Raw genomic sequence first — 18,583 nt, forward strand, 5'->3', positions numbered from 1 at the left:
AACTAAGATTATGGGTACTCGTTCTTATCGCCCTTATACCCCCAGTACTCGCCAAGTTACTATCTCCGACTTCGCGGAAATTACCAAAACCGAGCCGGAAAAGTCTTTAACGACATACAAGCATCGTCCGAAAGGTAGAAATAACCAAGGGCGAATTACTAGCCGTAGGCGGGGTGGCGGACACAAACAACTTTACCGGATCGTCGATTTTAAACGTGATAAACGGAATATTCCGGCGAAAGTCGAAGCGATTGAGTACGATCCAAACCGCAACGCCCGGATCGCCCTTTTGTTTTACCAAGATGGGGAAAAACGCTATATTCTTCATCCCAACGGTTTGAAAGTCGGGACAACAGTTATTGCAGGACCGGAGGCACCCTTTGAAGATGGTAACGCCTTACCGTTGTCGAATATTCCCTTGGGTACTAGCGTTCACAACGTCGAGTTGACCCCAGGAAAAGGCGGTCAAATCGTTCGTTCCGCCGGTGCAACCGCCCAAGTTGTGGCGAAAGAAGGAAATTACGTTACCATCAAACTCCCTTCTGGCGAAGTCCGAATGATTCGGCGCGACTGCTACGCCACCATCGGACAAGTTGGTAACACCGACGCCAGAAACCTGAGTGCAGGTAAAGCAGGAAGAAACCGCTGGAAAGGTCGCCGTCCTAAGGTCAGAGGAAGCGTCATGAACCCAGTGGATCACCCACATGGTGGTGGTGAAGGTCGCGCTCCCATTGGTAGATCCGGTCCTGTGACACCTTGGGGTAAACCTACCTTGGGTATGAAGACACGCAAGCGCAAGAAGCCAAGCAGCAAGTTTATTGTACGTCGTCGTCGTAAGTCTTCTAAACGCGGACGCGGCGGACGCGAGTCTTAAAAAGTTAGGAGTTATGAGTTGGGAGTTATGAGTTAAATATAATTTCTAACTCCTAATTCCTAACTCCTAATTCCAAACTCCTAATTCCAAACTCCAAACTCCAAAATCTAATTATGGGTCGTTCTCTAAAAAAAGGTCCCTTCGTTGCGGATCATTTACTCAAAAAAATTGAAAAGCTCGACGCAATCAACAGAAAAGAAGTTATTAAAACTTGGTCGAGAGCTTCAACAATTTTGCCCCTAATGGTAGGACATACCATCGCTGTTCACAACGGACGCCAACACGTACCAGTTTTTGTCAATGAGCAAATGGTCGGACACAAATTAGGTGAATTTGCCCCGACACGGACATACAGGGGTCATGGAAAAAGTGATAAAAAAGCAGGGAGATAGAGTTATTGGTTAGTGGTTAGTTGTTAGTAGGAATTGAATTCAACTCACAATTAATAACCCTCCTAATAACAAAAAAGGAGAAACTTATGGCAACTGATACTAAAGAAGTAAAAGCGATCGCCCGTTTTGTACGCATGTCTCCCTTGAAAGTGCGTCGCGTACTCGATCAAATTCGCGGCAGATCCTATCGAGAAGCGCTGATTATCTTGGAATTCATGCCCTATCGTGCCTGCGAACCAGTATTAAAGCTGATTAGAAGCGCTGCCGCTAATGCCGAGCATAACGATGGGTTAGATCGGACTAAATTGGTAATTACTCAAGCATACGCCGATCAAGGTCCAGTCCTAAAACGGTTCCAACCAAGAGCGCAAGGTCGAGCTTACCAAATTCGCAAGCCGACATGTCACATTACAGTAGCAGTTGCCACTGGTGCGGCTGAATAAGCTTGTCTCAGTAAAAAAATTGCGTACAGTCAGAAATTTTAGAGGAACTATTTGTGGGACAAAAAATTCATCCAGTCGGTTTTCGACTGGGTATTACTCAAGAACACCAATCACGTTGGTTTGCCGTTCCTGACCGTTATCCAGAACTTCTTCAAGAAGACTACAAACTCCGCAACTACATAGAAAAAAAGCTAGGTAAATACGCTCAGAACAATGCCGGGATCTCGGAAGTGCGAATTGAGCGCAAAGCAGACCAAATCGACTTAGAAGTACGTACAGCTCGACCGGGTGTAGTTGTAGGTCGAGGTGGACAAGGTATTGAAGCATTGCGTACCGGACTTCAAGACTTGTTAGGCGGCAATCGCCAAATTCGCATTAACGTAGTTGAAGTACAACGAGTTGATGCCGATGCTTATTTGATTGCGGAATACATCGCTCAACAATTGGAACGCCGCGTTTCCTTCCGTCGCGTAGTGCGTCAAGCCATCCAACGCGCTCAACGTGCTGGTGTGCAAGGCATTAAAGTTCAAGTAGGCGGTCGGCTCAACGGTGCAGAAATTGCCCGGACAGAGTGGACTCGTGAAGGTAGAGTACCTCTACATACCTTACGGGCTGATATTGACTACTCTTGCTGTACCGCCAAAACCATTTACGGCATTCTCGGTATCAAAGTGTGGGTGTTTAAAGGAGAAATTATTCCCGGACAAGAAGAAACTCCTTCCCAACCAACAACCAGAGATCGCGAACCTCGTCGTCGTCAACAACAACGTCGTCGCCAACAATTTGAAGATCGTTCAAATGAAGGATAAAGGGGCATGGGGCATGGGGCATGGGGCATGGGGCATGGAAAGAATTTATCATAACTAATTCTAAATTTCCATTGCCCATTGCCCATTGCCCATTGCCCATTGCCCATTGCCCATTGCCCATTGCCCATTGCCCAAATCATGTTAAGTCCTAGAAGAACTAAATTCCGCAAACAACAACGCGGACGGATGTGCGGTGTAGCTACCCGTGGTAGCAGCCTGAACTTTGGCGATTTTGCCCTCCAAGCACAAGAACCAGCTTGGATTACCTCCCGGCAAATAGAGGCTTCGCGTCGAGCAATGACTCGTTATATCCGTCGGGGTGGTAAAATCTGGATTCGTATTTTCCCAGACAAACCTGTAACCATGCGTCCCGCAGAAACTCGGATGGGTTCCGGTAAAGGTTCGCCGGAATTTTGGGTAGCAGTCGTTAAGCCAGGACGGATTTTATTTGAAATTGCTGGCGTTACTGAAGAAATCGCTCGCGAAGCAATGCGCTTGGCAGCTTTTAAGTTACCAATTAAAACTAAGTTCATTTCACGCTCCGAATCGGAGCCGCAGGAGTAAATCATGCCTCTGCCTAAAGTTTCAGAAGCAAGAGAATTAAGTGACGAAAAATTGTCTGATGAAATTCTTGCTGTGAAAAAGCAACTATTTCAACTGCGCTTGCAAAAAGCAACCAGACAATTAGAAAAACCCCATCAATTCAAACATGCTCGACACCGTTTAGCCCAGTTGCTGACAGTAGAAACAGAGCGCAAACAACAAGCAACTGAATTGGTTAAAGAAGAAAAGTAGGAGATTATGGCAGTCAAAGAACGAGTTGGTTTGGTAGTGAGCGACAAAATGCAAAAAACGGTGGTAGTCGCCATTGAAAACCGCGCCCCTCACCCCAAGTACGGCAAGATTGTAGTGAATACCCAGCGCTATAAAGTCCACGACGAAGAAAACAAATGTAAAGTGGGCGATCGCGTTCGCATTCAGGAAACTCGACCCCTGAGCAAAACCAAGCGCTGGCAAGTCACAGAAATCCTCAATACTAAAGCGACAACGTAATAGTTGGCGCGTTTTCGCTCCAACCTCACAAGGAAGAAAAATTGTGATTCAATCCCAGACCTACCTCAATGTCGCAGATAATAGCGGCGCCCGCAAATTAATGTGTATCCGCGTTTTAGGCGGAGGCGGAGGAAATCGTCGTTATGGCGGTGTCGGCGATAAAATTATTGCCGTTGTTAAAGATGCCATTCCTAACATGGCAGTAAAAAAATCTGATGTAGTGGAAGCGGTTATTGTTCGCACCCGCAAAGCCATGAACCGTGATAGCGGTATGAGTATCCGCTTTGACGACAACGCCGCAGTAATCATCAACAAAGATGGGAATCCAAGAGGTACGCGCGTTTTCGGACCAGTGGCACGGGAATTGCGCGAGAAAAACTTTACCAAAATCGTTTCTTTGGCTCCGGAGGTGCTGTAATGGCAAAACAGCCGAAACCTAAAGTTTTTTATAAAATGCACATCAAAACTGGGGACACCGTGCAAGTGATTGCCGGCAAAGACAAAGGCAAAGTTGGTGAAATAGTCAAAGCACTTCCCCAAGTTAGTCAAGTCATTGTCAAAGGCGTCAACATTAAAACTAAGCACGTAAAACCCCAAGCCGAAGGTGAATCGGGACGCATTCTTACCCAAGAATTCCCAATTCATAGTTCCAACGTAATGCTTTATTCAACCAAGCAAAACGTTGCTAGTCGCATCTGCTACACCACAACCCAAGAAGGGAAGAAGGTACGGATGTTAAAGAAAACCGGCGAGATACTTGATAAATAGTTATGAGTTAGAAGTGAGGAGTTAGGAATTAACGGGTTTAACTTATAACTCATAACTTTTTAAGAAATAGTTAGGAGTTAGAAGTGAGGAGTTAGGAATTAACGGATTTAACTTATAACTCATAACTTTTTAAGAAATAGTTAGGAGTTAGAAGTGAAAAGTTAAGAATAAACGGGTTTAACTCATAACTCATAACTCATAACTCATAACTTCTTTTCCCCTGACCAAGACCAGGGATAAACAAGAAAAAAAATATGGCACCAACAAGACTCAAAAATTTATACCAAGAGACAATCGTCCCCAAACTGATGAATCAGTTTCAATACACCAACATTCATCAGGTTCCGAAATTACTAAAAATTACGGTGAATCGGGGATTGGGGGAAGCTGCTTCCAACGCGAAAGCATTAGAAGCCTCATTAAATGAAATTGCGGTGATTACAGCTCAAAAGCCTGTAGTCACGCGGGCAAAAAAGGCGATCGCTGGCTTCAAAATTCGTCAAGGAATGCCTGTTGGAATCATGGTGACACTTAGAGGCGAACGAATGTACGCCTTTATCGACCGACTGATCAGCCTTTCCTTGCCTAGAATTAGAGACTTTCGCGGCATTAGTCCCAAAAGCTTTGATGGTCGGGGAAATTACACTCTCGGCGTCAGAGAACAGTTAATTTTTCCAGAAGTCGAGTACGACAGCATCGATCAAGTACGTGGTATGGATATTTCCATCATCACCAGCGCAAAAAATGACGAAGAGGGACGCGCGTTACTCAAAGAAATGGGAATGCCCTTTCGCGATCAATAAGTTCAGTTATACGAGGGAACGATGGCGGCTAACGACACAATTGCAGATATGCTGACGCGCATCCGCAATGCTACTATGGCGAGGCATCAAACAACACTAGTGCCAGCGACAAAAACAACCCGTAGTATTGCTAAAGTGCTTCGTGAAGAAGGCTTTATTTCCGAATACGAAGAAGCAGAAGATGGAGTAAAGCGTAACTTGGTGATTGCCCTGAAATACAAGGGTAAAAATCGCCAGCCTCTAATTACCGCTTTAAAGCGAGTGAGCAAACCAGGCTTGCGAGTTTACTCTAACAAAAAAGAATTACCACGGGTATTAGGTGGTATTGGCATTGCGATTATTTCTACATCCAGTGGCATCATGACCGATCGCGAAGCGCGACGTCAGAACTTGGGTGGTGAAGTGCTTTGCTACGTTTGGTAGTCAACAGTCAATGGTCAACAGTCAATGGTCAACAGTCAATGGTCAACAGTCAATGGTCAACAGTCAATAGACTTTTGACTCTGGATTTTGGAATGGGTGACTCTTGGCTTAGGACAAAGGATAAAAATTTATGTCTCGAATTGGTAAACGTCCAATTACAGTTCCAGCAATTGTACAAATAACAATTGACGGCACAAAAGTTGTGGTGAAAGGTCCCAAAGGTGAACTTTCTCGCGACCTGCCGACTAATGTGAGTGTCTCTCAAGATGGGGAAATATTACTTGTAAATCGGCGGGATGATTCCCGCACATCTCGGCAGCTACACGGGTTATGCCGTACCTTAGTTGCCAACATGGTAGAAGGAGTTTCCACAGGTTTTCAACGTCGGTTGGAAATTCAAGGGGTAGGTTATAGGGCACAACTTCAAGGTCGTAACCTCGTCTTGAATATGGGTTATAGCCATCAAGTGCAAATTCCCCCACCAGACGGAATTCAGTTTGCAGTTGAAGGTACCACTAACGTCATCGTTAGCGGGTATGACAAAGAAATAGTAGGCAACACCGCAGCGAAAATTCGCGAAGTTCGCCGACCAGAACCTTATAAAGGTAAAGGTATTCGCTACGCTGGTGAAGTGGTCAGACGTAAAGCTGGTAAGACTGGTAAAGGTAAGAAGTAAAAATGAAACTTACTCGCAAAGAATCTAAACAGCGTCGCCATCGACGCGTCCGTGGGAAAGTAAGCGGTTCTGAAGAACGTCCGCGTTTAGCTGTATTTCGCTCGAACGAGCATATTTATGCTCAGATAATTGATGATACCAAGCATCACACAATTGTGGCAGCTTCGAGTGTAGAACCAGATTTAAAATCTAATTTGGCTACAGGAGCGAACCGCGAAGCATCAGTTCAAGTTGGCAAGTTGATTGCAGCGCGATCGCTCGAAAAAGGCATTACTCAAGTAGTTTTTGATCGCGGTGGTAATTTATATCATGGTCGGATCAAAGCTTTAGCTGATGCTGCACGGGAAGCCGGCTTAGATTTCTAAAATTAGTAATTAGTTAGTGGTTAGTTAATAGTGGATAGTAGTTAGTGGGAGCGTGGATAGTAGAACAACGCTCCAAATAACAACCCTCCAAATAACAACGCTCCAACTAACAAATAACAACCAACAACGAACAATCAATAGCATTAATTATGGCAACCGAGCGTAAAAATAAAACAAAACGCGCCAAGAAAGAAGAGACAACCTGGCAAGAACGGGTGATTCAGATCCGACGCGTCAGTAAGGTCGTTAAGGGAGGTAAAAAACTCAGCTTCCGAGCGATCGTTGTCGTTGGTAACGAACGCGGTCAAGTCGGTGTGGGAGTAGGTAAAGCTTCAGATGTAATTGGTGCCGTAAAAAAAGGCGTAGCCGACGGCAAAAAGCATCTAATCGAAATCCCCATGACCAAATCCAACTCCATTCCCCATCCTATTGATGGTACCGGTGGTGGCGCAAAAGTCATGATGCGACCAGCATCCCCTGGAACCGGGGTAATTGCCGGTGGTGCTGTCCGTACCGTATTGGAGTTAGCTGGAGTTCGCAACATTTTAGCCAAACAACTCGGCTCCAACAATCCACTCAACAATGCTAGAGCCGCAGTTAATGCCCTATCTACCCTGCGTACCTTCGCCCAAGTTGCCGAAGATAGAGGTGTTCCCATTGAGAATCTATACATTTAATAAGTCAAAAGTCAAGAGTCAAAAGTCAAAAATTCACTGACTATTGACCATTAACCATTGACCATTAACCATTGACCATTGACAAAATTATGAGACTAAATGATGTTCGTCCTCAAAAAGGCTCGAAAAAACGGAAGAAGCGTGTAGGTAGGGGTATTTCTGCCGGTCAAGGTGCCAGTGCTGGTTTAGGTATGCGGGGTCAAAAATCTCGCTCTGGTAGCAGCACCCGACCTGGTTTTGAAGGTGGTCAACAGCCGTTGTATCGCCGTATCCCTAAGTTAAAGGGCTTTCCAGTTATTAATCGTAAAAATTACACTACGATTAATGTAGAGAAACTAGCTTCCCTTCCTGCCAATACAGAAGTTACTTTGGAATCTTTAAAGGCATCAGGTATTATCACTAGTGCCAAAGCACCATTGAAAATTTTGGGCAATGGGGAATTGAGCGTTGCGCTCAATGTTAAAGCAGCAGCTTTCACAAGCCAAGCTCGAAGCAAAATTGAGGCAGCTGGTGGGAGTTGTGAAGTTTTATAATGATGTTCGCGAAGCGTCTCCGTAGAAGAAGGATGAAAAATATATACTTCAAATTTTATACTTCTGACGAGCGTACTTCACACTTCATACTTCAAAGGTAGCCCTTTATGATTAGTCGAGACAAAGCCCCAACGGCTCAAGAAACTTTTATGCAGATGGCTCAAGCAGCTGGACTAAGAGGTCGGCTGCTTGTCACCGTCGGTATTTTAATTTTGATTCGCCTAGGCATTTATTTGCCCATACCTGGAATAAATCGCGACTTATTTAGCCAAGCGATTCAGGGTAATAGCGCTATATTCGGCTTGTTAGACATATTCTCAGGACGCGGACTTTCTACTTTGGGAGTCTTTGCCTTGGGCATTTTGCCTTACATTAACGCTTCCATTATTATCCAATTGCTCACGACTGCGATTCCAGCTTTAGAAAATTTACAAAAAAATGAAGGTGAAGCCGGACGGCGAAAAATTTCCCAAATTACACGCTATGTGTCTTTAGGTTGGGCGATTATTCAAAGTACTGCATTCTCGGCATTTTTCTTACAGCAATTTGCTAAAGAACCCGGTCCCTTATTTGTCGCAGAAACAGCGATCGCTCTCACAGCTGGTTCTATGTTCGTTATGTGGGCATCAGAACTAATCACTGAGCGAGGGGTTGGTAATGGAGCATCTTTGTTGATTTTTGTCAACATTGTCGCCTCACTACCAAAATCTTTGGGCGATACCATCGACTTAGTGCAAGTCGGCGGTCGGGAAATAGTCGGACGCGTAATTGTACTGGTGTTGGTGTTCTTGGTAACGATTGTTGGGATTGTCTTTGTTCAAGAAGGAACACGGCGCATCCCAATTATTTCCGCTCGTCGTCAAGTCGGTCGGCGTGTTTTGGCAGAGCAACGTAGCTATCTACCCCTGCGGCTAAATCAAGGCGGTGTGATGCCGATTATTTTTGCGGCTGCCATCTTGAGTTTGCCACTTTTGCTGGCTAATTTCACCAAAAATCCCGACTTGATTAATATTGTTAACACTTATTTGAGTCCTGGTGGTTCTGCGCCTTGGGCATACTCGCTGATTTACCTCGTTTCTATTGTTTTCTTCAGCTACTTCTACTCTTCGTTGATTCTTAACCCAGTAGATGTGGCGCAGAACTTGAAAAAAATGGGTTCTAGCATTCCTGGCGTTCGTCCGGGTAAAACAACGAGCGAGTATATTGAGCGGGTGACGAATCGACTAACTTTTTTAGGTGCGATCTTTTTGGGCTTGGTTGCAATTATCCCCACAGCTGTAGAAAGCTCTTTAGGTGTGCCAACCTTTAAAGGAATTGGCGCAACTTCGTTGTTAATTCTGGTTGGTGTGGCGATTGAAACAGCAAAACAAGTCCAAACTTACGTCATCTCTCAGCGCTATGAAGGAATGGTGAAATAACAGTGACGCGATTAATCTTCTTGGGACCACCTGGAGCTGGTAAGGGAACTCAAGCTCAAAACTTAGCTTACGACTGCAATATTCCCCATATTTCCACGGGTGATATATTGCGTCAAGCAATGAAAGAGCAAACCCTTTTAGGAATCAAAGCTCAAAATTACGTTGATAGTGGCGAGTTGGTTCCCGACCAGCTCATGCAGGAGCTAGTGCAGGAGCGTCTTAGTCAACCAGATATTAAGTCTGGATGGATTTTAGATGGCTTTCCTCGCAAAGTAACGCAAGCAGTTTTTTTGCAGGAATTGCTGCTTCATATGGGTCTTCCTAGCGGTGAAAAAGTGGTCAATCTGGATGTCCCAGATGATGTAGTGGTAGCACGTTTACTTGATCGCGGACGAAAAGATGATACCGAAGAGGTGATTCGTCGTCGCTTAGAAGTTTACCGCAATGAAACTGCACCTTTGATTGATTATTACGGCTCGAAGCAACAACTTCTCACCGTCAATGGTAATCAATCCCAAGAAGAAGTCACTAATGAACTTAAGAAGGTAATCGCTTTTTAGTTTCACTCATGGGACAGGGAGGACTCCTTGGAGTCCTTGGAGACAAAAAGAATAATTCTTCTTTCCCCATCTCCACTCCTCCACTCTCCCCCTCCCCCTTAGGGCAGGATGAATTTAAAATTTCGCTAAAATATATTAAGAAACTGTTGATATAATCGCCAAATTGTGTTTTCTTGCAGATTTAGTTACTGCAACTTTCCGAGGAGACTGTTGAATTGAGGAAAAAATAAATTGTCTAAACAAGATTTGATTGAAATGGAAGGCACTGTCACAGAGTCCCTACCAAATGCCATGTTTCGCGTTGACCTAGACAATGGCTTTAATGTTCTGGCTCATATTTCTGGTAAGATTCGCCGGAACTATATTAAGATTTTACCTGGCGATCGCGTCAAAGTCGAGTTAACTCCTTACGACTTGACTAAGGGTAGAATCACTTATCGACTGCGGAAGAAGTAGATAAGTGTCTAACTTCATGTTTGAAGGTATTATCACCCAAGTTTTACTACCTGACAATGTTGAATTAGAAAATGGCTCTAAAATCATGAGCTTGCAGGTTTTGTGGTTGAACTTGACAATGGATCTAACATCTTGGCTTACCTTCCCCTGAAGAAACGCTACCATATCAAATTTTCACCTGGTGAGCGCGTCAAAGTCGAGTTAACTCCCTACGACTTGACAAAGGGTAAAATCACTTCTCGACTGCGGAAAAAGTAAGTAATGGTAAAACTTTTAACTGGAGGTAAATATTGTTGCCGAACCAAGATGCGATTCAAATTGAAGGTACTATCACCGAACTCTTACCACTTGGCGAGGTAAAAGGGGAAAATGGCTCTCCTGTGAAAGTTTACTGGTTCTGTGGTTGAACTTGACAATGGATCTAATATCTTGGCTTACCTACCCCGACTTCGTCACTATATCAAAATTTTAGTTGGCGATCGCGTCAAAGTGAAGTTGGATAATAACGACCATAACAAAAGAAGAATCACTTATCGAATGCGAAACAAGTAAGTATATGTAGATAATTTTACCAGAAACCACCATATTTGGTGTTAAGGAAAAAAATAACTGACGAAAATCCTCAAAAATGCTATCATTTACTATTTGGAGTCACTTAAAAACGGCATGAAAGTCAGAGCTTCAGTCAAGAAAATTTGTGAAAAGTGTAACGTTATCAAACGTCGCGGGCGCGTGATGGTTATTTGTGTTAATCCCAAGCACAAGCAACGTCAGGGATAGCATCGATACTGCTAGCAATGACGTTAATCAGGTGAAGCGAAAAAAATCACCGTCACGCAGATAGTAACAGTACTGGCAAGAACAATAGGGAGAAATCAACAAATGGCACGTATTGCCGGAGTAGACCTTCCACGCGACAAACGCGTAGAAATTGGTCTAACTTATATCTACGGAATTGGATTATCTAGATCGCAAGAAATATTAGCTAATACTGGTGTAAATCCAGACATTCGTGTCAAAGACTTAAATGATGCGGATATAGCAGCGCTACGGGGAATCATCGAGAGCGACTATCAAGTAGAAGGTGACTTGCGACGTTTAGAGGGACTGAACATCAAGCGTCTGATTGATATTGGCAGCTACAGAGGTCGTCGTCATCGGATGGGCTTGCCAGTCAGAGGACAAAGAACTCGTACCAACGCCAGAACTCGTCGAGGCAGACGGCAGACAGTGGCAGGTAAGAAGAAAGCTCCGGGCAAATAAATTTTCAAGGCTCTGTGACAACAACTATTACCATTATTCAACTACACCAGTATTATGGCGCGACAACCAACTAAAAAAAGTGGTAGCAAAAAGCAAAAACGCAACGTTCCTAACGGAATGGCATATATCCAGTCTACTTTCAACAATAGCATTGTCACCATTACCGATCAAAACGGAGATGTGATTTCTTGGGCAAGTGCTGGTTCTAGCGGTTTTAAAGGAGCAAAAAAGGGAACTCCCTTCGCAGCCCAAACCGCCGCAGAAAGTGCAGCACGCCGAGCGATGGACTCTGGAATGCGCCAAATAGAGGTAATGGTTAGTGGTCCTGGAGCGGGTAGAGAAACCGCTATCCGGGCACTGCAAGGAGCCGGATTGGAAATTACACTGATTCGGGATATTACCCCAATTCCTCACAATGGTTGCCGTCCGCCTAAGCGCCGTCGAGTTTAGACATTACCATCTGGGCGATCGCATTTTAGCTGCATCGTCCACAAGTTCTGAGTGAAGCTTCAAATACCAACATTGGCATGTATGAAAAAGCTTCCTTGAAGTTCCAAAGCATTAAGTAAATAAAGACGAGGCAATTGATTTGCCTTTTAGCAGCACCTTAAAAGAAGGGAGGCTACTCCGTGCCGCAGTTTCAAATTGAATGTGTAGAATCCAATACCGAGGAAAGTCGGAACCATTACAGTAAATTTGTCTTAGAACCACTAGAGCGCGGTCAGGGAACAACAGTAGGCAACGCCCTAAGAAGAGTTTTACTATCTAATCTAGAGGGTACAGCAGTTACCGCAGTGCGGATTGCAGGCGTTTCACACGAGTTTGCCACAGTTCCGGGTGTGCGAGAAGACGTACTGGAAATCCTCATGAAAATGAAGGAACTTATCCTGAAAAACTATTCTTCTCAACCCCAGATTGGTCGTTTACTTGTGACAGGTCCAGCCACAATCACAGCGGCACATTTTGATTTGCCTAGTGAAGTAGAAGTCATCGACCAAACCCAGTATGTAGCGACCATTGCCGAGGGAGCAAAGCTGGAAATGGAATTCCGCATCGAGAAAGGCAAAGGATATCGCACCGTAGAGCGAGGACGTGAGGAAGCTACATCTTTAGACTTTCTTCAAATAGACTCCGTGTTTATGCCAGTGCGGAAAGTTAACTATAGTGTTGAAGACTTCCGTGGAGATAACTCCATGCCCAAAGACCGACTACTGTTGGAAGTTTGGACAAATGGCAGTATCTCACCTCAAGAAGCACTTTCCTCTGCTGCTGCTATCTTGGTAGATTTGTTCAATCCGTTGAAAGATATCTCCCTCGATCCAGTCGATACAAACTCGGATATCCCAGACGATCCAACCGCTCAGATTCCCATCGAAGAATTGCAGCTTTCTGTACGAGCTTATAACTGTCTCAAACGAGCACAAGTAAACTCTGTAGCAGACTTGTTGGATTTTACCCAAGAAGACCTCTTAGAAATCAAAAACTTCGGTCAAAAGTCGGCAGAAGAAGTAGTAGAAGCTTTACAGCGACGCTTAGGCATTACTCTGCCACAGGAAAGAGGCTCCAAACACGCATAGTAGTTTGTTAGTAGTTAGTAGTTATTAGTTATTGGCTGATAAACAACTAACAACTAACAATTGAACATTTAACAACTAGCAACGTTCCAACTAACAAAAAGATTATGCGTCACCGTTGTCGCGTCAAAAAACTTGGTAAACCAGCCGACCAGCGTCGTGCTTTATTGCGATCGCTCACCACCGAGCTGATTCGTCATGGTCGGATCACCACCACTTTAATTCGCGCTAAAGTTTTGCGAAGCGAAGTGGATAAAATGATTACCCTAGCCAAAAATGGCTCGCTGACAGCACGTCGTCAAGCTCTGGGCTATATGTTCGACAAACAACTAGTTCATGCTTTGTTTGAGCAAGCCCCCACCAGGTATGGTACTCGTCAAGGTGGTTACACTCGCATTCTGCATACTGTCCCGCGTCGGGGTGACAATGCACAAATGGCAATAATTGAATTAGTTTGAGTCATTAGTCAAAGGCGGTCATTAGTTAAGAATCAAAGAACAAATGACTTTTGACAAAATCCCTATGTTAGAAAGCCACCACCCTACACCGACTTATAGAGTAGCCCTAGTAATTCAATACCTGGGCACTCATTTTCATGGGTGGCAAAGGCAACTACAACAGCGCACCGTCCAAGAAGAGATAGAAAAAGCTATATCAGTTATACTGGGGTATCATGTGACACTACACGGCGCAGGTCGAACTGATTCCGGAGTTCACGCGGCTGCTCAAGTAGCCCATTTTGATGCCACAGGTAGAATCCCCGCCGACAAGTGGGCAACAGTTCTTAATAGCTATCTGCCCAAAGATATATTGATTCGGGCTTCGGCAAGTGTAAGTAACAGTTGGCACGCTCGCTTTGGTGCAGCTTATCGACGGTATCGTTACACGCTTTATACTGAAGACCGACCGAACTTGTTCGTTAGACCCTTTAGTTGGCATTATTATTATGCACCCCTGGATGAAGCTTTAATTCAGGCTGCCCTTAAACCTCTGATGGGAAAGCATCATTTAGCTGCTTTTCATCGTGCGGGTTCAAAGCGTAAGCATTCCTGGGTAGAAGTGCAAGCAGCGGAGTGTTATCGATCAGGATCATTTCTTCATATTGAAATTCAGGCAGATGGATTTTTGTATGGCATGGTGCGGCTGTTGGTAGGGATGCTGGTAGAAGTAGGTTCACAAGAGCGATCGCTTTCTAACTTCACAGAAATCTGGACATATCAACATCGGGAAAAAGTCAAATATGCCGCACCCCCCCAAGGATTATGCTTGTTGCGAGTCGGCTATCCAGATTTTCCCTTTCCCCAATCCGTTTGGTACGACACCTTACCAAAATTAGTTTTTAGTTTTTAGTTAGGAGTTAGGAGTTAGGAGTTAGGAGTTAGGAGTTAGGAGTTAGGAGTTAGGAGTTAGGAGTTAGTAGAATAACTATCAACTAACCACTATCAACTATCAACTATCAACCAACAACTATCAACCAACAACTAACCACTAACCACTAACAAATGACAAAGGACAATTAACAAATGACAACAAACAAAACCTACCTTCCTCCTGTAGCAACGATTGAGCGTGAGTGGTACGTAGTAGACGCCACCGACAAACGCTTAGGTCGCCTTGCCACCGAAATCGCCATGATTTTGCGCGGCAAAAATAAACCAGAATATACCCCTCACATGGACACAGGCGGCTTCGTCATTGTCGTCAATGCTGAGAAAGTCACAGTCACAGGCAAAAAGCGTACTCAAAAACTCTACCGTCGCCACTCCGGTCGTCCCGGTGGGATGAAAACCGAAACCTTCGCCAAGCTGCAAGACCGCCTACCAGAACGGATTATCGAACACGCCGTCAAAGGTATGTTACCGAAAAATAGCCTAGGCAAGCAGTTATTTACCAAACTGAAAGTTTACGCTGGTGCAGATCATCCCCACACAGCGCAACAACCTAAAGAACTACAAATTAATACAATTCCTGGAGCCGAAAACTAATGCAAGCAGTAGACACCAACAGCGGTCGCGCCGTTTACTGGGGTACTGGTCGCCGTAAATCAGCAGTCGCACGGGTACGCCTAGTTCCAGGTACCGGTCAGATGACCGTAAATGGCAAACCTGGAGATTTATACTTCCAATTCAACGCTAACTACCTAGGAGTCATCAAAGCACCCCTAGAAACTTTGGGACTGGAAAACGAATATGACATTTTGGTGAAAGCTGAAGGTGGTGGCTTAACCGGACAAGCAGACTCTGTTCGCTTAGGAGTCGCTCGTGCTTTATGTCAGCTAGACCCAGAAAACCGCCCACCTTTGAAAACCGAAGGCTACCTCACCCGCGATCCACGGGCAAAAGAGCGGAAAAAATACGGCTTGCACAAAGCCCGCAAAGCACCTCAGTACTCGAAACGATAAGCAATTGGGCATTGGGCAATGGGCATTGGGCAATGGGCATTGGGCATTGGGAATAAAAAAAGCGGCATTATTTAGATGATGCGCGTTCTAATACGATTCTTTCCATGCCCGATGCCCCATGCCCGATGCCCGATGCCCCAGTTATAATTTAGATAGATTAACCACGAAAGGAAAATGGCTAAACCTGATATTCATCCTAAGTGGTATCCAGATGCGAAAGTTTACTGCAACGGTCAAGTCGTAATGACCATTGGCTCAACCAAGCCAGAATTGCACGTAGATGTTTGGTCTGGAAACCACCCATTCTATACCGGCACCCAGAAGATGATTGACACCGAAGGTCGAGTAGAACGCTTCCTTCGCAAGTACGGTATGTCCTCATCGTCAGGTGAAGAAGGCGCAGGCGGCAAAAAGAAAAAGTAGCGGGTTGGCTTGGGCAGTGTTAACGACGACCCTGTACTTTTCGGGGTCGATTGTCTTTTTTCCTGAGCCAATTTGTTATTTAAAGGAGCGCAAAGACTCGTCATGGCTGAATCATACCTGCTGGATAAATTAAAATCCGTTGAACAAACTTTTAATGAATTAACCCGTCGGCTTGGCGATCCGGATACTGCCAGAAATCCCGATGAGTATCAAAAAATCGCTAAGTCACGCTCTTCTTTAGAAGAGGTAGTAGATACTTATGAAATTTGGAAAATTGCTACTCAAGACTTGATCGGGGCACGTCAAGTTTACAAAGAAGCAAGCAGCGATCCAGAAATGCAAGAAATGGCAGGACTGGAAGTCGATGAACTTGAGCAGAAAATCGAATATTTAGAAACTCGCTTGAAGGTATTGCTGTTACCCCGCGACCCGAATGATGATAAAAACATCATGTTGGAAATTCGCGCCGGTACTGGTGGTGATGAGGCAAGTATTTGGGCTGGGGATTTGCTGCGGATGTATTCGCGCTATGCTGATACTGAAGGTTGGAAAGTGAAGTTGGTAAGTGAGTCTCTCGGTGAGATGGGCGGCTTCAAAGAAGTAATTCTAGAAATTCAGGGTGAGAGCGTTTACAGCAAGCTGAAGTTTGAAGCTGGAGTGCATCGCGTCCAGCGTGTGCCGGCAACCGAAGCTGGGGGAAGAGTTCACACCTCCACAGCCACAGTCGCAATTATGCCAGAGGTGGATGAGGTGGAAATTCACATCGACCCGAAGGATATTGAGATGACTACAGCTCGTTCTGGTGGTGCTGGTGGGCAAAACGTCAACAAAGTAGAAACAGCGGCTGACTTGATGCACAAACCCACCGGAATTCGGATTTTCTGTACCGAAGAACGCAGCCAGTTACAAAACAAAGAACGGGCTATGCAAATTCTGCGGGCAAAGTTGTATGAAATCAAGTTGCGCGAACAACAAGAAGAAGTAACTTCCATGAGGCGATCGCAAGTTGGTACAGGTTCCCGTTCTGAAAAGATTCGCACCTACAACTACAAAGATAACCGCGCAACCGACCACCGTCTTGGTCAAAATTATTCGCTTAACCCCGTCTTAGAAGGCGATTTAGAGCCACTAATTCAATCTTGTATCTCTCAAGACCAGCAAGAAAGGTTAGCGGAACTCGCCACTTCCGGCGCTAGTAATTAATTATGACGCGCGGTAGAGACGTTCCGCCGGAACGTCTCTACCTAAATATATGTAAAAACCCCTTGTAGTGTTGTTGCTTTCAGTACACACAGGCGGTTTTCTAATGCGGTGTCAAGTGCATCTTCGATTTCTCGTTCATAATTGTAATAAGCGAATTCATACCGCATGATACTTTGTAATTTTGTCCATTCCTTCACCGTAGGACAGGTATAAATTAGCTTTTCTACTTCATTTTGCCAACGCGCAAAAATCCGGTAGCTGAAAAAGCTGCTGCATACACCACCTTGCTCATTCCAGTAAGAAATACATACCTGATGCTTCAAACGGTGGATTTTCTTGATTTTCTGGACACGCTGACCTTGGGCTATAAGTGCTTCTTTGGCTTCAGCGTCACAAATGTGCCACAATTGTGGTTTAATTTTATTAGCGGCTATTAAACTTTGACCTTTGCGGCGATATTGTGTTTTCTTGCGTGTCCGACTAACCATGATCCACCCTTCGTGTTATTTGACCGCAAGCTCACTATTAATATTTTTCAGGCTAAAATGAATTAGTCTGGTTATCTTTTCAGGATTGGCTTGCAGGTAAACTTTAAAAGTACATTTCTAGTTTAAATTTACCATTGGCAAGCAAATTTGTAAATGCCCAAACAAAATATTTTTGGGCGAGAAAGTAAAATACATCGATTAGTGGAAGAAATACTACAGCAGTGGATTTAGAGGCGAGAAAGAAACTGATTTCAGTAGTGAAAATGGCTCGTGGCTCCATGAGTCAACGGGGATTTGGTAAGCTTCTAGGTGTTTCTGCTACTGCTGTACAGTTGTGGGAGAAGGGCGAGTCTATCCCAGATACGCATAATTTAGCTCAAATAGCAGATAGAGCAGGTTATACGATGGAGGAACTGCTGAATTATTTGGGTGTCAAACCAACATCAGTAACCTCAGATGTGAATAACATTGTCAAACAAATAAAGGTAATGCCTTTGTCTGAGGTGGCGATAATCGCTCAAGCAGCAGTGGAACGAATGGTTACTGCTACTGAGTCTTTGCAAAACGAAGCAAAAGCAAGTTGAGTTAGAATGATGAATAACTCAAGGGCATAGACGCACACAGTCTTCCTTATAAGTACAGTTGAGTAGCTACATCAGCAGTGAACATAGAAAGCAGAGAAAAACTGATTGAAATTATCAAACTAGCTCGTGGTTCAATGAGTTAAAGAGATTTTGGCAAGCTTTTGGGAGTTTCTGCTACTGCTGTTCAAATGTGGGAAAAGGGTGTGAAGGTTCCAGATACTGAAAATCTGGCTCAAATTGCAACCAGAGCAGGGTATACGTTGGAAGAGTTAGATTAAATCGTCAAATTCTTGGCTAAAGTTATTCATGGTTGCTCAAAGCGAGAAAGTTGACAGCGTTATAAATTGCTGGTATTCTTGAACCAGTGCCGAAAACCAAGGCATAATTATCCGGTTTG

At 44.5% G+C, this 18,583-nt stretch carries 32 protein-coding genes and 1 pseudogene; 32 read left to right on the top strand and 1 reads right to left on the bottom strand.

Features of this window, described 5'->3' with window-relative positions; all coding sequences use genetic code 11:
• Nucleotides 1-10: 10 nt before the first annotated feature.
• The 30 genes from rplB (at nucleotide 11) to prfA (ending at nucleotide 17,114) form a co-directional block, all read left to right on the top strand.
• The gene (gene rplB / locus OGM63_RS17510; RefSeq protein WP_263746903.1) at nucleotides 11-874 is read left to right on the top strand and encodes a 50S ribosomal protein L2; all 864 of its coding nucleotides are present in this window, start codon (nucleotides 11-13) and stop codon (nucleotides 872-874) included.
• A 113-nt stretch (nucleotides 875-987) separates the two neighbouring features.
• Nucleotides 988-1,266 carry a 30S ribosomal protein S19 gene (gene rpsS / locus OGM63_RS17515; protein ID WP_029635516.1) on the top strand — a complete coding sequence of 93 codons (279 nt, stop codon included), beginning with the start codon at nucleotides 988-990 and terminating at the stop codon, nucleotides 1,264-1,266.
• Nucleotides 1,267-1,352: 86 nt separating this feature from the next.
• Entirely contained in the window at nucleotides 1,353-1,709 is a 357-nt protein-coding gene (rplV, locus tag OGM63_RS17520) for a 50S ribosomal protein L22 (RefSeq protein WP_263746904.1), read from the top strand.
• Between the two features lie 53 nt (nucleotides 1,710-1,762).
• Nucleotides 1,763-2,518, top strand: a complete 756-nt coding sequence (gene rpsC / locus OGM63_RS17525) for a 30S ribosomal protein S3 (protein ID WP_263746905.1) — start codon at nucleotides 1,763-1,765, stop codon at nucleotides 2,516-2,518.
• Between the two features lie 138 nt (nucleotides 2,519-2,656).
• Nucleotides 2,657-3,082, top strand: coding sequence for a 50S ribosomal protein L16 (gene rplP, locus OGM63_RS17530; RefSeq protein ID WP_263746906.1), 426 nt, complete (start codon nucleotides 2,657-2,659; stop codon nucleotides 3,080-3,082).
• 3 nt (nucleotides 3,083-3,085) lie between these two features.
• Entirely contained in the window at nucleotides 3,086-3,313 is a 228-nt protein-coding gene (rpmC, locus tag OGM63_RS17535; RefSeq protein ID WP_029635507.1) for a 50S ribosomal protein L29, read from the top strand.
• A gap of 6 nt (nucleotides 3,314-3,319) precedes the next feature.
• Entirely contained in the window at nucleotides 3,320-3,571 is a 252-nt protein-coding gene (rpsQ, locus tag OGM63_RS17540; protein WP_029635505.1) for a 30S ribosomal protein S17, read from the top strand.
• 43 nt (nucleotides 3,572-3,614) lie between these two features.
• The gene (gene rplN, locus OGM63_RS17545) at nucleotides 3,615-3,989 is read left to right on the top strand and encodes a 50S ribosomal protein L14 (RefSeq protein WP_029635504.1); all 375 of its coding nucleotides are present in this window, start codon (nucleotides 3,615-3,617) and stop codon (nucleotides 3,987-3,989) included.
• A complete protein-coding gene (gene rplX, locus OGM63_RS17550) occupies nucleotides 3,989-4,339 on the top strand; it encodes a 50S ribosomal protein L24 (protein ID WP_263746907.1) in 351 nt (116 codons plus the stop codon). The genes rplN and rplX overlap by 1 nt, the downstream gene beginning before the upstream one ends.
• A 254-nt stretch (nucleotides 4,340-4,593) precedes the next feature.
• Complete coding sequence (gene rplE / locus OGM63_RS17555) at nucleotides 4,594-5,142, top strand: 50S ribosomal protein L5 (RefSeq protein ID WP_263746908.1); 549 nt, start codon at nucleotides 4,594-4,596, stop codon at nucleotides 5,140-5,142.
• 21 nt (nucleotides 5,143-5,163) lie between these two features.
• Nucleotides 5,164-5,565: a 30S ribosomal protein S8 gene (gene rpsH / locus OGM63_RS17560; protein ID WP_029635500.1), complete on the top strand. Its 402-nt coding sequence runs from the start codon at nucleotides 5,164-5,166 to the stop codon at nucleotides 5,563-5,565.
• Nucleotides 5,566-5,695: 130 nt separating this feature from the next.
• A complete protein-coding gene (rplF, locus tag OGM63_RS17565; RefSeq protein ID WP_263746909.1) occupies nucleotides 5,696-6,241 on the top strand; it encodes a 50S ribosomal protein L6 in 546 nt (181 codons plus the stop codon).
• A 2-nt stretch (nucleotides 6,242-6,243) separates the two neighbouring features.
• Nucleotides 6,244-6,606 carry a 50S ribosomal protein L18 gene (rplR, locus tag OGM63_RS17570; RefSeq protein ID WP_263746910.1) on the top strand — a complete coding sequence of 121 codons (363 nt, stop codon included), beginning with the start codon at nucleotides 6,244-6,246 and terminating at the stop codon, nucleotides 6,604-6,606.
• A gap of 149 nt (nucleotides 6,607-6,755) precedes the next feature.
• Entirely contained in the window at nucleotides 6,756-7,283 is a 528-nt protein-coding gene (rpsE, locus tag OGM63_RS17575) for a 30S ribosomal protein S5 (RefSeq protein ID WP_263746911.1), read from the top strand.
• A gap of 89 nt (nucleotides 7,284-7,372) precedes the next feature.
• Entirely contained in the window at nucleotides 7,373-7,816 is a 444-nt protein-coding gene (gene rplO, locus OGM63_RS17580; RefSeq protein ID WP_263746912.1) for a 50S ribosomal protein L15, read from the top strand.
• 107 nt (nucleotides 7,817-7,923) lie between these two features.
• Nucleotides 7,924-9,234, top strand: a complete 1,311-nt coding sequence (gene secY, locus OGM63_RS17585; RefSeq protein ID WP_263746913.1) for a preprotein translocase subunit SecY — start codon at nucleotides 7,924-7,926, stop codon at nucleotides 9,232-9,234.
• Nucleotides 9,235-9,236: 2 nt separating this feature from the next.
• Nucleotides 9,237-9,794 carry an adenylate kinase gene (locus OGM63_RS17590; RefSeq protein WP_263746914.1) on the top strand — a complete coding sequence of 186 codons (558 nt, stop codon included), beginning with the start codon at nucleotides 9,237-9,239 and terminating at the stop codon, nucleotides 9,792-9,794.
• Nucleotides 9,795-10,025: 231 nt separating this feature from the next.
• Entirely contained in the window at nucleotides 10,026-10,250 is a 225-nt protein-coding gene (infA, locus tag OGM63_RS17595; RefSeq protein ID WP_006276978.1) for a translation initiation factor IF-1, read from the top strand.
• Between the two features lie 4 nt (nucleotides 10,251-10,254).
• The gene (locus tag OGM63_RS17600) at nucleotides 10,255-10,401 is read left to right on the top strand and encodes a hypothetical protein (protein ID WP_263746935.1); all 147 of its coding nucleotides are present in this window, start codon (nucleotides 10,255-10,257) and stop codon (nucleotides 10,399-10,401) included.
• Nucleotides 10,353-10,508 carry a S1 domain-containing protein gene (locus OGM63_RS17605; RefSeq protein WP_263746923.1) on the top strand — a complete coding sequence of 52 codons (156 nt, stop codon included), beginning with the start codon at nucleotides 10,353-10,355 and terminating at the stop codon, nucleotides 10,506-10,508. The genes OGM63_RS17600 and OGM63_RS17605 overlap by 49 nt, the downstream gene beginning before the upstream one ends.
• A 408-nt stretch (nucleotides 10,509-10,916) precedes the next feature.
• Nucleotides 10,917-11,030: a 50S ribosomal protein L36 gene (gene rpmJ, locus OGM63_RS17615; RefSeq protein WP_015129703.1), complete on the top strand. Its 114-nt coding sequence runs from the start codon at nucleotides 10,917-10,919 to the stop codon at nucleotides 11,028-11,030.
• Nucleotides 11,031-11,132: 102 nt separating this feature from the next.
• On the top strand, nucleotides 11,133-11,513 hold the full coding sequence (rpsM, locus tag OGM63_RS17620; protein WP_263746926.1) for a 30S ribosomal protein S13: 381 nt from the start codon (nucleotides 11,133-11,135) through the stop codon (nucleotides 11,511-11,513).
• 54 nt (nucleotides 11,514-11,567) lie between these two features.
• A complete protein-coding gene (rpsK, locus tag OGM63_RS17625; protein WP_029635481.1) occupies nucleotides 11,568-11,963 on the top strand; it encodes a 30S ribosomal protein S11 in 396 nt (131 codons plus the stop codon).
• 179 nt (nucleotides 11,964-12,142) lie between these two features.
• Entirely contained in the window at nucleotides 12,143-13,090 is a 948-nt protein-coding gene (locus tag OGM63_RS17630; RefSeq protein WP_263746927.1) for a DNA-directed RNA polymerase subunit alpha, read from the top strand.
• A 104-nt stretch (nucleotides 13,091-13,194) separates the two neighbouring features.
• Nucleotides 13,195-13,545, top strand: coding sequence for a 50S ribosomal protein L17 (gene rplQ / locus OGM63_RS17635; RefSeq protein ID WP_263746928.1), 351 nt, complete (start codon nucleotides 13,195-13,197; stop codon nucleotides 13,543-13,545).
• A gap of 43 nt (nucleotides 13,546-13,588) precedes the next feature.
• Nucleotides 13,589-14,437 (top strand): tRNA pseudouridine(38-40) synthase TruA, encoded by an 849-nt coding sequence (gene truA, locus OGM63_RS17640; protein ID WP_263746929.1) that lies wholly within the window; start codon nucleotides 13,589-13,591, stop codon nucleotides 14,435-14,437.
• A gap of 173 nt (nucleotides 14,438-14,610) precedes the next feature.
• Entirely contained in the window at nucleotides 14,611-15,072 is a 462-nt protein-coding gene (gene rplM, locus OGM63_RS17645; RefSeq protein ID WP_263746930.1) for a 50S ribosomal protein L13, read from the top strand.
• Complete coding sequence (gene rpsI, locus OGM63_RS17650) at nucleotides 15,072-15,488, top strand: 30S ribosomal protein S9 (protein WP_039754619.1); 417 nt, start codon at nucleotides 15,072-15,074, stop codon at nucleotides 15,486-15,488. The genes rplM and rpsI overlap by 1 nt, the downstream gene beginning before the upstream one ends.
• A gap of 174 nt (nucleotides 15,489-15,662) precedes the next feature.
• Nucleotides 15,663-15,911, top strand: a complete 249-nt coding sequence (rpmE, locus tag OGM63_RS17655; protein WP_029635470.1) for a 50S ribosomal protein L31 — start codon at nucleotides 15,663-15,665, stop codon at nucleotides 15,909-15,911.
• A 102-nt stretch (nucleotides 15,912-16,013) separates the two neighbouring features.
• On the top strand, nucleotides 16,014-17,114 hold the full coding sequence (gene prfA, locus OGM63_RS17660; RefSeq protein WP_263746931.1) for a peptide chain release factor 1: 1,101 nt from the start codon (nucleotides 16,014-16,016) through the stop codon (nucleotides 17,112-17,114).
• A gap of 41 nt (nucleotides 17,115-17,155) precedes the next feature.
• Here the strand turns inward: prfA and OGM63_RS17665 are convergent, their stop codons facing one another.
• Nucleotides 17,156-17,602, bottom strand: coding sequence for a hypothetical protein (locus tag OGM63_RS17665; RefSeq protein WP_263746932.1), 447 nt, complete (start codon nucleotides 17,600-17,602; stop codon nucleotides 17,156-17,158).
• A 263-nt stretch (nucleotides 17,603-17,865) separates the two neighbouring features.
• Here OGM63_RS17665 and OGM63_RS17670 point away from each other — a divergent pair, with 263 nt between their 5' ends.
• Together OGM63_RS17670 and OGM63_RS17675 are read left to right on the top strand one after the other, a co-directional pair.
• Complete coding sequence (locus OGM63_RS17670; RefSeq protein ID WP_263746933.1) at nucleotides 17,866-18,186, top strand: helix-turn-helix domain-containing protein; 321 nt, start codon at nucleotides 17,866-17,868, stop codon at nucleotides 18,184-18,186.
• Nucleotides 18,187-18,344: 158 nt separating this feature from the next.
• Nucleotides 18,345-18,464 (top strand): annotated as a pseudogene (locus tag OGM63_RS17675) (helix-turn-helix domain-containing protein); the annotation flags it as partial.
• Nucleotides 18,465-18,583: the final 119 nt, after the last annotated feature.

Origin of the sequence: Plectonema radiosum NIES-515 (assembly GCF_025753815.1) — a bacterium.
Classification (GTDB): domain Bacteria; phylum Cyanobacteriota; class Cyanobacteriia; order Cyanobacteriales; family Nostocaceae; genus Hassallia; species Hassallia radiosum_A.

Excerpts from the sequence above, each read along its gene's own strand:
- rplB (WP_263746903.1), top strand. The coding sequence starts at position 11 with ATGGGTACTCGTTCTTATCGCCCTTATACCCCCAGTACTCGCCAAGTT.
- rpsS (WP_029635516.1), top strand. The coding sequence starts at position 988 with ATGGGTCGTTCTCTAAAAAAAGGTCCCTTCGTTGCGGATCATTTACTC.
- rplV (WP_263746904.1), top strand. The coding sequence starts at position 1,353 with ATGGCAACTGATACTAAAGAAGTAAAAGCGATCGCCCGTTTTGTACGC.
- rplP (WP_263746906.1), top strand. The coding sequence starts at position 2,657 with ATGTTAAGTCCTAGAAGAACTAAATTCCGCAAACAACAACGCGGACGG.
- rpmC (WP_029635507.1), top strand. The coding sequence starts at position 3,086 with ATGCCTCTGCCTAAAGTTTCAGAAGCAAGAGAATTAAGTGACGAAAAA.
- rpsQ (WP_029635505.1), top strand. The coding sequence starts at position 3,320 with ATGGCAGTCAAAGAACGAGTTGGTTTGGTAGTGAGCGACAAAATGCAA.
- rplX (WP_263746907.1), top strand. The coding sequence starts at position 3,989 with ATGGCAAAACAGCCGAAACCTAAAGTTTTTTATAAAATGCACATCAAA.
- rplE (WP_263746908.1), top strand. The coding sequence starts at position 4,594 with ATGGCACCAACAAGACTCAAAAATTTATACCAAGAGACAATCGTCCCC.
- rpsH (WP_029635500.1), top strand. The coding sequence starts at position 5,164 with ATGGCGGCTAACGACACAATTGCAGATATGCTGACGCGCATCCGCAAT.
- rplF (WP_263746909.1), top strand. The coding sequence starts at position 5,696 with ATGTCTCGAATTGGTAAACGTCCAATTACAGTTCCAGCAATTGTACAA.
- rplR (WP_263746910.1), top strand. The coding sequence starts at position 6,244 with ATGAAACTTACTCGCAAAGAATCTAAACAGCGTCGCCATCGACGCGTC.
- rpsE (WP_263746911.1), top strand. The coding sequence starts at position 6,756 with ATGGCAACCGAGCGTAAAAATAAAACAAAACGCGCCAAGAAAGAAGAG.
- rplO (WP_263746912.1), top strand. The coding sequence starts at position 7,373 with ATGAGACTAAATGATGTTCGTCCTCAAAAAGGCTCGAAAAAACGGAAG.
- secY (WP_263746913.1), top strand. The coding sequence starts at position 7,924 with ATGATTAGTCGAGACAAAGCCCCAACGGCTCAAGAAACTTTTATGCAG.
- rpmJ (WP_015129703.1), top strand. The coding sequence starts at position 10,917 with ATGAAAGTCAGAGCTTCAGTCAAGAAAATTTGTGAAAAGTGTAACGTT.
- rpsM (WP_263746926.1), top strand. The coding sequence starts at position 11,133 with ATGGCACGTATTGCCGGAGTAGACCTTCCACGCGACAAACGCGTAGAA.
- rpsK (WP_029635481.1), top strand. The coding sequence starts at position 11,568 with ATGGCGCGACAACCAACTAAAAAAAGTGGTAGCAAAAAGCAAAAACGC.
- rplQ (WP_263746928.1), top strand. The coding sequence starts at position 13,195 with ATGCGTCACCGTTGTCGCGTCAAAAAACTTGGTAAACCAGCCGACCAG.
- truA (WP_263746929.1), top strand. The coding sequence starts at position 13,589 with ATGACTTTTGACAAAATCCCTATGTTAGAAAGCCACCACCCTACACCG.
- rplM (WP_263746930.1), top strand. The coding sequence starts at position 14,611 with ATGACAACAAACAAAACCTACCTTCCTCCTGTAGCAACGATTGAGCGT.
- rpsI (WP_039754619.1), top strand. The coding sequence starts at position 15,072 with ATGCAAGCAGTAGACACCAACAGCGGTCGCGCCGTTTACTGGGGTACT.
- rpmE (WP_029635470.1), top strand. The coding sequence starts at position 15,663 with ATGGCTAAACCTGATATTCATCCTAAGTGGTATCCAGATGCGAAAGTT.
- prfA (WP_263746931.1), top strand. The coding sequence starts at position 16,014 with ATGGCTGAATCATACCTGCTGGATAAATTAAAATCCGTTGAACAAACT.
- OGM63_RS17665 (WP_263746932.1), bottom strand. The coding sequence starts at position 17,602 with ATGGTTAGTCGGACACGCAAGAAAACACAATATCGCCGCAAAGGTCAA.
- OGM63_RS17670 (WP_263746933.1), top strand. The coding sequence starts at position 17,866 with ATGGCTCGTGGCTCCATGAGTCAACGGGGATTTGGTAAGCTTCTAGGT.